The organism is Streptomyces sp. NPDC006997 (assembly GCF_040635175.1).
Classification (GTDB): domain Bacteria; phylum Actinomycetota; class Actinomycetes; order Streptomycetales; family Streptomycetaceae; genus Streptomyces.
Map to the genome: position 1 here is coordinate 247,963 of NZ_JBEYHH010000003.1, position 14,091 is coordinate 262,053.

The following is a 14,091-nucleotide window of genomic DNA, read 5'->3' on the forward strand; positions in this document are numbered from 1 at the left end:
AAACCGTCAGGGGGCATCCGGCTGCATGTAGGCAATAGTCTCGGCCAAGCCGTCCGGGTCGAAGTCCGAAACCTGCCCAGGGAACCACGAGAAGCGGAGGCCATTGCTGGCCACCTCCTCCGGAAGACCCATTGCGGTCAGCACGTGGCTCGGCGTGTACGAGGCGCTGGTGCATGCGGAACCGGTCGCCACGGCCACCTGGTCCTTGAGCCGTACGATCAAAGCCTCGGCGTTGAGCCCGTCGAAGGTCACATTGAGGATGTGCGGGACCGCGTGGTCGGCATCGCCGTTGATCTGGAATCGAGTCTTCCCAAGCGCGGTGAGCAGCCGCTCCCGCATCTCCTTCGCATCCCGCTCCCAACGCGACCGGTTCTCCTGGAAGACTTTGGCTGCTTCATACAGCCCCATGATCAGCGGTACGGGGAGCGTCCCCGGCCGCAGCTTTCGTTCCTGCCCCCCGCCGAACATGATCGGCTCCAACGGCACCTTGTCCCAGCCTCGACGCCGGGTCACCAGAGCACCGATCCCCTTGGGTGCACCGATCTTGTGGCCGCTGATGCTAATCAAATCGATGGATGCCTTCAGATCCTCTGGGACCTTGGCGTACCCCTGCGCGGCATCGACGTGGAGATAAGTCGGGGTCTTCCGCAGCTTCTCCGCCAGCTCGGCGACGGGCTGGATGACGCCCGTCTCATTGTTCACATGCATCAGCGAGACGAGCAGGGTGTCCGGCCTCAGCTTCTCCAACACGGTCTCCGTAGAGATCCGCCCAGAGGGGCCGGGCTCAAGGAACTCGACTTCGAACCCCCGCTTCTCCTGCAGATGCAACAAGGGCTCGATGACCGCCTTGTGCTCGATGGCGGAGGTGATGATGTGCTTCCGGCCGTGTCTCTCGCCGTACGGGGCCATGCCGAGCAGCGCGATGTTGTTGGACTCCGTCGCTCCACTGGTGAAGATGACCTCTTCGGTCCTCACACCCACTGTCCCGGCGATGAACGTCCTGGCCTCCTGGACCGCCTTCTTTGCCCGGGCTCCGTACTCATGGGTGCGGCTGCCGGCATTGCCGAAGTCTTCGGTCATCCAGTGGAGCACCACGTCAGCCACCCGAGGCTCCACACGGCTCGTCGCCGCCACATCCAGATACGCCACCACCGCACTCACCCATCCCAGAGCAATCATCCGTTACCGCGTACGTCAAACCGTTAACGTACACGCACGCTCGGCTGACGCGCAGCGCGGCGCCTCAGAGTCATCAACGCAGACATCGACGCACGCCTTCCCGGGGCAGAACGCCCTTCGCGCGAGCCGGGCGTACCCCCAGACGCGCCGGTGCGTCTTACGTACGTGAAGGTAACGTGACTTCAGCAAGCTGCGTACGTTAAACGGATGACGTACGCTATGGTTGCCGGGTGGAGATCAAAACGGCGACACCAGCAACCGGAGTCGTAGCTCCGCGCACCTCAACGGGGTTCGAGTACACGTTCCCTGCGATCCGCGGCATCCAGGCAGGACGCGAGTATTACGTCTCGATGTGCCCCCTGCGCCTCATTCCGAAGATCTTCGTCTTCGACGAAGACGAGCTCTCGCCGGAGTTGCGCGCCCAGCGGCTTCTCAACAAGGCACGTCTCCCGGCGCTCACGAAGTACATTCTGGACAATCCAGGGGATTACGTCTTCAGTGCTTTGACCGCATCCGTCGACGGCGACATGGAGTTCGACCATCTCGGCTCTGACGGTAACGCCTTCCGTACCGGACAGCTGCGCATCCCCATGGACTCCCGCTTCCTGATCAACGACGGCCAGCACAGACGCGCCGCCATCGAGCACGCCCTCAAGGAGAACCCGGACATCGGCAACGAGACGATCGCCGTCGTCTTCTTTCATGACGCGGGGCTCGCCCGCTCACAGCAGATGTTCGCGGACCTTAACCGGCACGCGGTGCGTCCGGCCCGGTCTATCGGTGTCCTTTACGACCACCGGGATAGCGAAGCCCAGGTCGCGCGCAAACTGGCCAGCCATTGCAAGGTGTTCAAGGGCTACGTCGAGATGGAGAAGAGTACCCTTTCCGCCCGTTCCCGGATGATGTTCACCTTGAGCGCTCTCTACTACGGCACCCAGTCCCTCCTGCAGGGCCTGGAGATCAAGGCAGACGCCGCAGCCGAGCTGGCGCAGGAGTACTGGGAGCACATCGACACGACGCTTCCCGAGTGGGAGATGGTTCGCAATCGAGAGCTCTCGGCACCCGAGATGCGCCGCGACTTCATCCATAGCCACGGAATTGCATTGCACGCTCTCGGCCGCATCGGAAATTCCCTACTTCGGGAATCCACCGCGCCCAGTAAATGGAAACGGAAACTTTCCCCTCTGGAAAAGGTCGACTGGACTCGGGCAAATGCAGACTGGGAGGGCCGCGCCATCGTCGGCGGCCGTGTTTCCAAAAGTCACCAAAATGTCACTCTTACAGTCAACTACCTGCGCAATCACCTGCGCCTTGGCCTGAGCGCCGAAGAGCAGCGGGTAGAGGACGCGTACCTGCGAGGCGAAGCATGAGCACCATCCCCCTGCAACTCGGCATCACGCCGGTGCGGCGGAAGCCGTTCGACGGGCAGCCCCTCGAAGAGGTCATCGCCAAGCTCTCAGACGAGGTTCGTGAGCTCTACACCGCAGACCAGGTGCCCTGGGTCGTCGGATACAGCGGCGGCAAGGACTCCACCGCGGTCCTTCAGCTCGTATGGAACGCCATCGCCGCTCTGCCGGTGGAACAGCGCACCAAGACGGTCCACGTCATCAGCACCGACACCCTCGTCGAGAACCCCGTCGTCGCGGCGTGGGTGACGACATCCCTAGAGACGATGGAGAAAGCCGCCGCCGAGCAGGGGCTCCCTATCGTGCCTCATCGCCTGACGCCGGAGATCAAAGACACCTTCTGGGTCAACTTGATCGGTCGGGGCTACCCAGCGCCGCGCCCCAAGTTCCGCTGGTGCACGGAGCGCCTCAAGATCAAGCCCTCCAACTCCTTCATTCGGAACGTCGTGGCAGCACACGGCGAGGCGATCATGGTGCTCGGTATCCGTAAGACCGAGAGCCAGGCACGCGCCCGTGCCATGGAGAAGCACGAGAAGCGGCGCGTCCGTGATCGTCTCTCCCCCAATGCAAACCTTCCCAACTCCCTCGTCTACAGCCCGGTCGAAGACTGGACCAACGACGACGTCTGGGAATACCTGATGCAGAAGCCCAACCCGTGGGGCTACAACAATCAGGATCTCCTCACCATGTACCAGGGCGCCTCCGGCGATGGCGAATGCCCGCTAGTCGTCGACTCCACCACTCCCTCCTGCGGCTCCAGCCGCTTCGGGTGCTGGACTTGCACACTCGTCGAACAGGACAAGTCGATGTCGGCGATGATCCAGAACGACGAAGAGAAGGAGTGGATGAGGCCGCTCCTGGACCTCCGCGACAAACTAGACGCTCCGTTCGGCTACTTCGAAGAGGGCGAGGAAGGACTCCCCGCTGGCCGGAAGCTCCCGTACCCCCGCCCTGACCAGCCAGCCCGAGACTTCCGCCGCATGAACGGCAAGGTCATGGTCTACACGCGCCGGACCGACGGCGAAGAGGTCCCGATCCACGGCCCGTACCTGCAGAAGTTCCGTCAGGACTGGCTCAAGGACCTGCTGGATGCCCAGACTTGGATCCGTGCTAACGCGCCGGAGCACGTCAAGAACATCGAGCTGATTACCCTCGACGAGCTGCACGAGATTCGCCGCATCTGGGTCTTCGACAAGCACGAGGTCGAGGACTCCCTCCCCGGTATCTACAAGGAGTCCACGGGCGAGGACTTCCCAGGCGGACCCCTGGATGAGCAGCTCGTCATGGGCGCGGACGAGATGGACCTCCTGAAGGAACTCTGCGGGGACGACGACCTGCATTACGACATGGTCCGCGAGCTGCTCTCCGTCGAACGCAAGTACCGCACAATGTCCCGACGCGCTGGCCTCTTCCAAGCCCTGGAGACCGCCGTAAAGAAGGGTTACTACGAGGACAGCGCCGATGCCATCGACTTCGCGCAGCGCAAGAACAAGTTGCGTAAGGAATCACAAACCCACCTGACCCTGGACGAAGAAACCAATATCGATGCTCCTGCGTAAGATCACTCTCGAAGAGTTCGGGGCTTATCGCGGCACCCAGTCGCTGGATCTGACCACCAAGAAGAACAAGCCGATCGTCCTTATCGGCGGCCTCAATGGCTGCGGCAAGACGACCCTCCTCGACGCCATCCAGCTGGCACTGTACGGGCCGCGAGCGCGCTGCAGCGGTCGAGGCAGCAAGTCGTATGAGACGTACCTTCGCGAGAGCATCAACCGGCAGGCCGACCCGACCCGCGGTGCGCAGATCATCCTGGAGTTCACGGTCTCGGTGGACGGCACGGAGCACTACTACAAGGTGGTCCGCAGCTGGCACACCAGCGGCAAGACGACGCTCAAGGAGTTCGTGAACGCGTTCGTCGATGAGGAGTATGGTTCCAGGGCGAAGCGGGGGCAACGTGTCGAACCTGAACTGAAGTACAGCCGGGTTCTCAGCCAGGAGTGGGCCGATCACATCGAGAGCCTGCTCCCTCTCGAAGTCGCCTCGCTGTCGTTTTTCGACGGAGAGAAGATCGAATCTCTCGCCGATCCCGAGCGTGCAGCATCGGTCATCGAATCGGCCATCCACTCGCTGCTCGGCGTCAGCACCGTCCAGCAGCTCCGTACGGACCTCCTCGCGCTGCAGCGCCGACAGAAGCTGTCGGACGAAGAGCAGCACCTGATCGACAAGATCAGTGCGGAGGAGCGGGAACGGCAGGCGGCCGACGCCGCCCTGGAGAACGCAGAACAGCGAGCCGCGCAGCGTAACAGCGAGCTCGTCAAAGCTCGGCGCACTCTCGAAACGCTGGAGGCTGCCTACAAGCAAGAGGGCGGAAGCCTATTCGAGCGTCGTATCGAGATCGAGCGAGAGTACACGCAGGTTTCCGCTCGCCTCGCCGAAATCCGCAGCTCCCTCGTCCAGTTGGCTGCAGGCCCGCTTCCACTCCTCATGGTGGGAAACCATCTCAAGGAGCTGCGCAAGCAGGCTGGTCGCGAGCGGTCGGCAGCCGAGTCCCACCAGGTGCTGGGGGTACTCGAGGAGCGTGACCGGTGGCTGCTGGACATGCTCCCTGCCGAGGCGAAAGCCGCCGTAATGGAAAAGCTGGAGGCTGACCGAGCCAAGCGTGCCAAGTCAGCTGGTCTCAAGGTGGATCTTGGCCTTGCCCCCGACACTCTCCCCCAGCTGTCGGCACTCGACGAGGCACTCAGCCGCGATAAGGCACGAGCTGCTGAGCTCCTGCAGCAGGCTACCGAGGCCGCCGAAGAGCATGTTGAACTGGAGCGCCAGCTGGCTGGTGTACCGGCCAAGAGTAAGATCGAAGCCATCCAGAAGGAGCGCGAGGACCAGCTTCAGGAAGTCACACGGCTGGAACAGGAACACGAGAACAGCCTGAACAACGTCGGCGAGTTGAAGCGCCGCCTCGAGTACGTCTCTGCCTCCCTGCAGCGTGCCCACGAAGAGTTCGTCCGCACCAAGGTGAAGGCCGAAGAGGTCGAGAGGATCATCAAGTACTCGGAGAAGGCCCGGAAGACGCTGGAACAGTTCGGCGATGCCCTTCTCAAGCGCCACATCAGCCGCCTCGAGGTAGCGATGCTCACTAGCTTCCAGACGCTCATGCGCAAGCAGGGGTTGGTGAGCGACCTCCGTATCGATACAGAAAAGTTCACGCTCACCCTGGCCGATGCCGACGGCGATCCGATCGACCCCGGCCGTCTCAGCGCGGGCGAGCGCCAACTACTTGCTGTTTCCCTTCTTTGGGGCTTGATGAAGGTCGCCGGCAACCACCTACCCAGCGTTATCGATACGCCGCTTGGTCGGCTCGACAGCCGACACCGTGAGCACTTGGTGGACCGCTACTTCCCATACGCCAGCGACCAAGTCCTCCTCCTCTCCACCGATGAGGAGATCGACGAGTACCTGCTGGGCCGCCTCAAGAAGTCAGTCGCTCGCACCTACACCCTGGTCCACGACGACACCACCTTCACCACCAGCGTCGTTGAGGGTTACTGGTGGAACGCAGGAGCCAGCAATGTCGCTTGAGAACATCCGCCTCGCCACCGCGAGCAAGGACCGCCTGAGCCGTCTGAAGCGCACCACAGGTATCACTCAGTGGAACGTCCTGTGCCGCTGGGCGCTGACCCTCTCCCTGGCGGACGCCTCTACCCCCCTGGTTCGTGAGGTCGTCACCGACTCCAACGTTGAGATGTCCTGGAAGACGTTCGCAGGGCCGCACGGCGACCTCTACCTCGCCCTGCTCAAGCAGCGCTGCGTGACCGACGGACTGGAGCCGACGGACGAGAACGTCTCCAAGACGCTGACGATCCATCTGGCGCGAGGGATTGGGTACTTGGGGGCGCACAAGGAGATGACGACGATCGAGGGACTGATCGGGGCCGTGGCAACCCCCTGAATCATTCAGAATCGCCTAGTTGAGGGACTGATCCGCCTGTGCGGGTCGGCTCCCTCTACCCTTCACAAACGGAGTTCAGTCATCAGACGAACGATCAACATCGAGGGGCCGATTCAGCTATGCCCCTCGATGGTGAGGACGGCAGCGGCCATGGCCATTTTCCAGTTCCGGCTGCAGCTCGTGTGGGAGGCCCGCTAGAACTACAGGCGGGCGGCCCCGTGCGTGAGAGTGCGTGGGGGCGAGTGCACGGTCCAGCGTCAGGGCAGTGCCCCCCTGGACTGGAGACCCGTTCGTGTCAATATGCGGTAAGTATCCGGGAGCTGACTGCTACTCGTAGACGATCGGTGCCTGCTGCCTGTACGCCGAATCTCCGGCGGGTTTTGTAGCCCGTGGCACGGCGGAAGTTTGCCAGGCGGCAGGAACGGGTCTCGTCGAAGCGGCGGGCTCCATGGAGCGCCTCGCTTTCGAGGGTGGCGTTGAACGACTCAACGAGTGCGTTGTCCGCGCCCAGGCCGAGCGCCCATTGACTGTCACACCCCTAACTCAGCGCATAGGCGGGACTTCGCGAGCGGCGTACTCCGTGGCTACAACCAGTCGTTGAGGCTGATCCTGTGAAGTGGATGCTCGGACGATGGTTGTTGCTGGTCCAGGAGGGACTGTCTAGGTGGAACGCTAGTCTCCGTATCCGGAGGAGTTCCGACAGGACGCCGTCGCGCTGTATCGCGCGGGCGCCTGCAAGCGCATGTACGTGGCCATGACTGCAGAACTCAGTGAGCCCATTCCAACTTCAAGCGACAGCTGATCGGCGATGTGTCACGGACGTCTGGTAGACCCTGGCTATGACGTTCTTGGCGGTGGTCGAAGGTGATGTGGGCGGATGGCGCATCGATCGGGATGCGCTGACGGACGCGATCCGTGCCCGGTGGTCTGAGGTCGCGATCGACTCGATGCACCGCGGCGAAGTCCGCAGCCTCACATGGGAGATTGAGACGGAGAACGGCCCGGGTGAGGCGTATCTGCACGAGGACGGTACCTGCCTGTACATGGACGTCTGGGAGGAAGACGCGATCTGGTTGGCGATCGTCTTCCGCAGGCTGGCACCCATGAGCCTTGACCTGGTGTTCTGCGATGAGGGTTACACCTTTGACGTTCGTGTGCGGGCTGGGATGACCGAGGCCGAGTTGACGGACCTGGTGAATGCTGTGGGTTGATCTCAGCCCGTGGCGACGAGCTGGAGGACCAGGACGGCTTGGACGAGGCTCGTGATCCGGGTCGTCGAACACCGGAGTTTGCGGAGGAGGCGCCAGGACTTGAGGGTGGCGATGGCCTGCTCGACCAGTGCGCGGATCTTTGCGTGGGACCGGTTGACGGCCTGCTGGCCGGTGGAGAGGCTGTCCCATCGGCCGCGGTAAGGGAGACGGACTGTGCCGCCTGCACCCTGGTAGCCCTTGTCCGCCCAGCAGGTGATGTCGGCCTCGGCGAGTGCCTCGATGATGCCGTGCTCGCGTGCGGCCCGGACGTCGTGGACGGCGCCGGCCAAGGCTGGTGAAGCCCACATCAGACGCCCCTTCGGATCGGCTATGACCTGCACGTTCATGCCGTGCTTCTTGTGTTTGCCCGAGTAGAACGGGCGGTCGGCGGCGATCCGGTCGATGGGCAGGAGCGTCCCGTCCAGGATCACGTACGCCTTCGCCGACGCCGCTCGTACGGCTTCGGTGAGAGTGGGGGCGAGGGCGGCCAGGAGGTTGACGGCCTCGGTGATGTATCGGTAAGCGGTGGTGGTGCCCACCCCGAATCCGGCCGCGAGCTGGGCGTAGGGCTGGCCGTTACGCAGGTGGGCGAGGGTGAGCAGGGCCTGTCGGCCGGCGTTCAGGCGCCGCCACCGGGTTCCGAGAGCGCGGCGGTGCTCCCTCAGGCGAGCGGCGAGGAAGCGCAGGGCAGAGCTGGACACGTCGACGCCGGACGGGTAGACAAGCATACGAAGCCTCTGGTGGACACGGTTCTCTTGGTCGAAAACCCATCTACCAGGGGCTTCATCTGTCTGTCATCCCAACTTCCCGACTGACACGGGAGGTTGGAAAGAGCTGAGTATCACTGGGGGGCAACTGCGCACGTACGTTCGCAAGAACCCGGGGCGAACATGTCGGCAAGCCGGGAAGGTAGTGGCCCGGACTCCAGGCCAGAAGCTGGCCTGGCCTGGTGGCCGAGAACGCCAGGGCTCGAAGGGGCGAGAAGGTAGTCCGGGCGATGCCTTCCGTAGAGCTCACCTGGACTGACGGCCGGACGCCTGCATTGCGGCCCGCCACACAGGAAGAGCTCGTAACACGATCTTGTTGATCGGTCCTGGTCGGCCGTGACCGGTGTGACGATTCGGCCGTTCGGGATGGTGTGACTACCCGGCCGTGGATCGTGGACGATGACCTGTGGGCGCTGATCGAGCCGTTGCTGCCGCCCTGGCCCGAAAGGTCGCCGGGGCCGCGGCCGGTGCCGGACCGACTCTGCCTCCAGGGCATCCTGTTCGTCCTCCACAACGACATAGCCTGGCAACTCCTGCCCCTGGAGCTGGGGTTCGGCTCAGGACAGACCTGCTGGCGGCGTCTTGAGCGATGGCAGGAGGCCGGGGTCTTCGACCAACTTCACCGCATTCTGCTCGCCGAGTTGAATGCGGCCGGCGAGCTGGACTGGTCCAGAGCGTGCGTCGACGGTTCCCATGTCCGCGCGAAAAAGGGGGCGCCGACACCGGCCCGTCGCCGGTCGACCGGCGGAAGACGGGCAGCAAGCACCATCTGATCTGCGACGGACACGGCACCCCGTTCAAAGTCATCACCACGGCGGCCAACGTCAACGATGTCACCCAGACGCTCGCCCTGGTCGACGGCATCCCGCCCGTTGCAGGCCGTCCCGGCCGACCCCGCCGACGGCCCGAAGCCCTGCTCGGCGACAAGGGCTACGACTCCAACCCCAACCGCCGTGAGCTGCGAAAACGCCGGATCCTGCCGGTCATTTCCCGCAGAGGTGCCCCGAACATCCAGGGCCTGGGCAAGCTCCGCTACGTCGTCGAGCAGACCTTCGCCCTGCTCCACCAGTTCAAACGCCTCGCTGTCCGCTGGGAACGCCGCACCGAACTCCACGACGCCCTCGTCTCCCTGGCCTGCAGCCTCATCTGCTGGAGACGCCTCAAGAAGCGTCGATCATGATCGTGTTACGAGCTCTAAAGGTGGGCCGTATGACGGATATGCGTGCTTTTTACAAATTGTGTGATCGAAGCGGCATTTGACGCCGGCCAGTATCCCATTACCAGACTTAGGGCTTCGGCGCTGAAGAATCGCTAGATCCCCTATCGGCCTCGACGATTTCCAGCCGCACTTTCTGTGACTGAATCGCTCTAATCGGCGCAGCGCGGGGAATTTTCTTGCTACGCAGAGGATCCAAGCGCCATCCGGACTGATAAGTGGAACGAGGGGCTCCGGAGCTACGTGCAGCACTTGTGTGCACCGCTCGATAAGCAAGTAAGTCACCCTCGCGGGAGGATCGCTCCACCTTCTGCGCGCACCAGCGCCGCGACCAGCAAATTTAGAGTAACAGCTGGAGGGAATCGCATCTTCCACTTTTTCTCAACCGCCACTTTGACACCAAGCCGTACTGTTCGCGAAGCCCACTGCGGCTTGGCGTACCACTGCATCCATGTGTCCGCGCCCGACGTAACGGCGGGGTGGACACATGGATTTAAATTTGTAAATCGAAAAGATGTGACTGGCGGTTACCGGCAAGTGCAGTGTGGGAACGTCTTGTTCCGAAGCGGTAGGTGACGTTGATGGTGTCAGAGTTGTTTCACCACTCATGGTTCGCTCGTTCTCTCGGCTCGCTGCAGCCACGAGGACGAGGTAGTTGTGGGCTCAACTGTCACCGTGTTCATGGCAACCGTAAGAGCCCGAAGAGAGGAGCAACATGCACGATCCGATTGATGACGGTCACTGCTGCGCTTCGACGTGCCTGCGGGGTGAAGGCCAGAGCACGTTCGACGGTCGAAGCAACGAGGGGCCCCCGAAGGGGCATATGACTCCAGCCGTAATCACGGCTGTTGCTACCCTGATCGCTTCTCTGGCTGCACTGATCACGGCCTTCCGGTAGCAGTAGCCCTTACTGCAGCACTGAGACACTCTGTCAAGTCGCGGCGAGTTACAGGCTCTTTCGGTTGACCATCTTGGATCACCTCAGCGTCTTGTCAGGAGTTGCCCAACTGGGGGCCGCGGAGATCTGCCATAACTACTCCACCTAGCCGGGCCGCAGTGGAGATTGCCGCGAAGCTGGGCATCGGTCCCGGCCGGCCGCCCCAGAGCCGGTCGACTGGCAGCCCTAAGACGGCTGGAGCCAACGCATAGACCCTCCACTGATCCCGGAGCGCTTATTATATTGGGGGAGTAGTTGGTGCTCGCCGCTGCGGAAAAAGCAATCCCGCGCTTCCTCGGCGTTAATTCGACACTCTGGCGACGGTTAGACGGGAAAAAGTTGCAAACAAATCTCGCCAGCAAAATACCAAGTCAGACTGGCCTTGAGCGTGTGTTCTCCCAGGATACTAAAGAAGCGGATTAAAAAAGGAAATCCAGAAGGGTGAGGCGAGTGTCCAATGTGTCAAGCTTGAGTCAACCGGAAACTCAGCACGAAAAGCAACTAACCTCGGACGGCATCATCTCCGGTAGACCGCCTGCACTGCACTTGCGGTTACTAGCTGGCCACGGCGGAGCGGCAGCGTTGGCAGCCGGGTGGCTCCTGGCTGTCAACGCTAACCTGAGGAAGCTGCTCTACCAGTCCAGATCAGCGCTAGCGAGGATCTCGCCGACATCGTCCTTCTCTTCCTCCAGCGCGGGCCTCCTAAGCCCTTCGAGCACGAGATTCGAGATGACCGTGTCGAGGTCCTGGTCGGACTGACGATTTAGCAAAGTCTGCAGGTGGGACAGACCAGCGTTGGCATACTCCTCGAAAATGAGGACTCGCTCATGCTGGCGGTCCACGCTGAGGATCTTCGGGTCGTCGGGGCACTCGACGGCTCCGAGCATGTCGAGGAGCACCTCCCCGTAGTCCCGGCTCTCCATGAGTGCCAGGCGGATCGGCTCGTCAGTCTGGTCGAACGGCTTGCGTTCGCCTCGGCGGTGGCCGAGCAGCGCTGCGAACATCATCGCTTCGACCATGGTCGCGAATGTACCGGTCTTTCTGTCGGTGAGCTTACCGAGCAGCTCCTCATGCTCTTTGGGTCGGCGGAATCGGTCCGTGTAGGCCATCAGAAGGTCACCTTTTCCAGGACAGTGTGCTCGAAGTCGCCGTGTGACACGTACGGAACCTCACGGTTGTTGATCACGATCGTCTCTTCGCCCGCCGACCTGTTTGGCGTGTAAGCACGTAGTACGTACATCTGATTGGCGGCCTGCTGGAGGTTCTCCAGAACCTTGCCCCGCGCCTGCGACTGCGAGAGCAGGGTGATGATCTGGGATGTCAGCGCTGGCAGGGCCTTGGAGATCTCTTCCTGATAGGTCAGATCGAGGCTGCCGAAAGGGGCGTCCATGACGACCGGGTAGACGCCTCCGCTGCCGGTCTCAATAGTCGCCTCCCCCCGTTTCTTCTTTCGGGCACTGATGTTCCGGGCAACCTCGGAGACCGCGCCGACGAAGCTGAGGCCGAGGATCTGGTTCTCACCGGTGGAGCGGATGGCAACTCCGCTCGGGGTGTGCAGTTCCAGCTCGAAGTCGTCATTCAGCTCGGGTACGTAACTCTTGATGAAGATTCGGGAGAATACCTCCTTGACCTTCTTGTCGAGCTGGTCGCGTACCTCTTCGGTCTTAATTTCGAGGATCTCCTTCAGTGCGGCACGCACCTTCTCGACGAGTTCGACCTGCTTTTGAACCCTGCGAGCCTTCTCGCTCTTGACCTCAGCATTCCGGTACTGACGGCCTGTGGCCTCTGCCTCCTGCTTGATGGAGGCGACCCTGTTCTCAGCCTCCTTGTGCGCGACGCGGGCGTCGGTCTCCTTGGAGGCATAGTTCCGTCGGCGCTCGATGAGGCGCTGGACGTCCTGGATGTTCACGCCCTCGAGCTGCCGATCGACATCGGAGCGTTCCTCTTCCAGCTCGCTGATCTCGGCGTCTGCCTTCTGAACGTCGGAAGCGTTGAGGGTGAGCTGCTCCAGGAGCTCCTGGCGCCTCTCCTCTAGGTTTTTCATCTTGCCGCTGACCCGCATCCAGCTCTCTTGGACGTCCTCTAGACCGGCGTTGTACTTACGCTTGTCCAGCTCCTCGAACTCCCGGGTTCCCTCACGGACCTCACGGCCGCACAAGCACAGCTGGGCTTCGAGGATGTCTTCGATGAAGCTGCGCTGGATGCCTGCGGGCAGCTGGCGGCGCTCTCGCATCTTTTCCGCGAGCTCAAGCACCTTTGTGTCGATCCCGCTTGTCAGAGCCAGGAAGCCGTACCGCGACAGCAGCTCGCGCTTGCGGCTCTTGTACTCCATGTGCCGGTCGTGAGCGGCCTTGATCCGGCGGGTCAGCGAGTCCCGCTTTTTCTGGAGCGGCTCCGCATCTCTGTTCTGGAGCAGGGCGCGATCAATGGACTGGACTTCCTTCTGGAAGGCGCTGATTTCGCCCGAGAGGCGCAGCATCTCTGCCACCTCTTCCTTCTCGCGGGCGGCGAGGTGGTCCATGTGGTCGGACAGCTGCTTCAGCCTGCTGTCCTCTTTGGAGTCGATCTCGCTGGCGAGCTTTCGGGAGACCTTCGGTAGGTCCTCTAGGGCACGCTCGATGGCTTCCAAGTCCAGAAGGGTCTTGATGGCCTTTTGGACCTCCTGGTTCTTGCCTTCGCCTTCCCGCTTCACGTCGCCGGAGAACATCTTCTCCATGCGCTCACCGTTGAAGAAGAAGAACTGGCGGAGGCCCTGGGGCAGGATCTTCTCGATCCGGTCCTGGCCATTGCGGATGGTCTGGGCTTCGCCGTCCGTCCCAATCTCCGTAACCGTCAGCTCAGGCTCTACTAGCTCCTGCTCCGCCTTCTCCTTGGTAACGGTGACCTGCCGGACCACGGAGAACCGGGTCCCGTCGTGCTCGAAGTCCAGCCGAACGGAGGCCGTGATGTCCTCCCCGAATGCCGTGTCCGCCCATGCTTTGTCGTGAATGATGCGATGCTGCTGTTCCACATCTTCTGAGAAGGTGCCGTAGAGGGCCCAGGCGAACGCGTTGAGCAGGGTGGTCTTGCCGGCACCGTTGTTACCGAAGATGAGAACGGCGGGCTTGCCCTCCTCCACAGACAGGTCGAGAACCTGCTCACCGTAGAAGGTGCGGAAGTTCTTCAGTGTCAGCTTGAGCAGCTTCACTTGGTCAGCTCCCTCACGGCGTCGACGATCTTCGGGACGACCTTTGTCGTCTCCCTGATGTGGATGTTCTCGGTCTCCAAGTCGATGACCTTCTGGACGAGAATTTTGGCCTCCCGCGGCAGCTCGCTCAGGACGTCGCGCACCGTTCGTGCGGGAAGCTGGCCGACTGTTTCGTCGCTCACGGGTTACTCCTGGTTCGAGGT

At 62.2% G+C, this 14,091-nt stretch carries 11 protein-coding genes; 6 read left to right on the top strand and 5 right to left on the bottom strand.

Annotation, left to right across the window (positions count from 1 at the left end; all coding sequences use genetic code 11):
* Window positions 1-6: 6 nt before the first annotated feature.
* The gene (dndA, locus tag ABZ659_RS04310) at window positions 7-1,179 is read right to left on the bottom strand and encodes a cysteine desulfurase DndA (RefSeq protein ID WP_360213234.1); all 1,173 of its coding nucleotides are present in this window, start codon (window positions 1,177-1,179) and stop codon (window positions 7-9) included.
* A gap of 230 nt (window positions 1,180-1,409) precedes the next feature.
* Between dndA and dndB the strand changes: the two genes are divergently transcribed.
* From dndB to ABZ659_RS04335, 5 genes are all read left to right on the top strand, one after another.
* Window positions 1,410-2,549 carry a DNA sulfur modification protein DndB gene (gene dndB / locus ABZ659_RS04315; protein WP_360213236.1) on the top strand — a complete coding sequence of 380 codons (1,140 nt, stop codon included), beginning with the start codon at window positions 1,410-1,412 and terminating at the stop codon, window positions 2,547-2,549.
* Entirely contained in the window at window positions 2,546-4,144 is a 1,599-nt protein-coding gene (gene dndC, locus ABZ659_RS04320) for a DNA phosphorothioation system sulfurtransferase DndC (RefSeq protein WP_360213238.1), read from the top strand. Before dndB ends, dndC begins: the two co-directional genes overlap by 4 nt.
* On the top strand, window positions 4,131-6,161 hold the full coding sequence (dndD, locus tag ABZ659_RS04325) for a DNA sulfur modification protein DndD (protein ID WP_360213240.1): 2,031 nt from the start codon (window positions 4,131-4,133) through the stop codon (window positions 6,159-6,161). The genes dndC and dndD overlap by 14 nt, the downstream gene beginning before the upstream one ends.
* Window positions 6,151-6,531: a DNA sulfur modification protein DndE gene (dndE, locus tag ABZ659_RS04330; RefSeq protein WP_360213242.1), complete on the top strand. Its 381-nt coding sequence runs from the start codon at window positions 6,151-6,153 to the stop codon at window positions 6,529-6,531. Before dndD ends, dndE begins: the two co-directional genes overlap by 11 nt.
* A gap of 839 nt (window positions 6,532-7,370) precedes the next feature.
* Window positions 7,371-7,742, top strand: coding sequence for a hypothetical protein (locus ABZ659_RS04335; protein WP_360213244.1), 372 nt, complete (start codon window positions 7,371-7,373; stop codon window positions 7,740-7,742).
* A 2-nt stretch (window positions 7,743-7,744) separates the two neighbouring features.
* Here ABZ659_RS04335 and ABZ659_RS04340 read toward each other — a convergent pair whose 3' ends face one another.
* A complete protein-coding gene (locus ABZ659_RS04340; protein WP_360213246.1) occupies window positions 7,745-8,509 on the bottom strand; it encodes an IS5 family transposase in 765 nt (254 codons plus the stop codon).
* A gap of 410 nt (window positions 8,510-8,919) precedes the next feature.
* Here ABZ659_RS04340 and ABZ659_RS04345 point away from each other — a divergent pair.
* Window positions 8,920-9,728 (top strand): IS5 family transposase gene (locus tag ABZ659_RS04345; protein WP_360213248.1). Its coding sequence is split into 2 segments (ribosomal slippage): window positions 8,920-9,237 and window positions 9,240-9,728, totalling 807 coding nucleotides; the frame shifts between segments, so codons are not numbered across the junction.
* 1,605 nt (window positions 9,729-11,333) lie between these two features.
* On the opposite strand, the gene ABZ659_RS04350 is transcribed toward ABZ659_RS04345, so the two are convergent.
* From ABZ659_RS04350 to ABZ659_RS04360, 3 genes are read right to left on the bottom strand one after another with little or no spacing between them, the layout of a single operon-like run.
* Entirely contained in the window at window positions 11,334-11,810 is a 477-nt protein-coding gene (locus ABZ659_RS04350; protein WP_360213250.1) for a DNA phosphorothioation-associated protein 4, read from the bottom strand.
* Window positions 11,810-13,888, bottom strand: coding sequence for an AAA family ATPase (locus ABZ659_RS04355; protein WP_360213252.1), 2,079 nt, complete (start codon window positions 13,886-13,888; stop codon window positions 11,810-11,812). Before ABZ659_RS04355 ends, ABZ659_RS04350 begins: the two co-directional genes overlap by 1 nt.
* The gene (locus ABZ659_RS04360; protein WP_360213254.1) at window positions 13,885-14,070 is read right to left on the bottom strand and encodes a hypothetical protein; all 186 of its coding nucleotides are present in this window, start codon (window positions 14,068-14,070) and stop codon (window positions 13,885-13,887) included. The genes ABZ659_RS04355 and ABZ659_RS04360 overlap by 4 nt, the downstream gene beginning before the upstream one ends.
* Between the last annotated feature and the right edge of the window lie 21 nt (window positions 14,071-14,091).

Bases quoted from the DNA above. Each gene is read 5' to 3' on its own strand.
- dndC (WP_360213238.1), top strand. From the start codon at position 2,546: ATGAGCACCATCCCCCTGCAACTCGGCATCACGCCGGTGCGGCGGAAG.
- ABZ659_RS04335 (WP_360213244.1), top strand. From the start codon at position 7,371: ATGACGTTCTTGGCGGTGGTCGAAGGTGATGTGGGCGGATGGCGCATC.
- ABZ659_RS04350 (WP_360213250.1), bottom strand. From the start codon at position 11,810: ATGGCCTACACGGACCGATTCCGCCGACCCAAAGAGCATGAGGAGCTG.
- dndD (WP_360213240.1), top strand. From the start codon at position 4,131: ATGCTCCTGCGTAAGATCACTCTCGAAGAGTTCGGGGCTTATCGCGGC.
- dndA (WP_360213234.1), bottom strand. From the start codon at position 1,179: ATGATTGCTCTGGGATGGGTGAGTGCGGTGGTGGCGTATCTGGATGTG.
- ABZ659_RS04340 (WP_360213246.1), bottom strand. From the start codon at position 8,509: ATGCTTGTCTACCCGTCCGGCGTCGACGTGTCCAGCTCTGCCCTGCGC.
- dndE (WP_360213242.1), top strand. From the start codon at position 6,151: ATGTCGCTTGAGAACATCCGCCTCGCCACCGCGAGCAAGGACCGCCTG.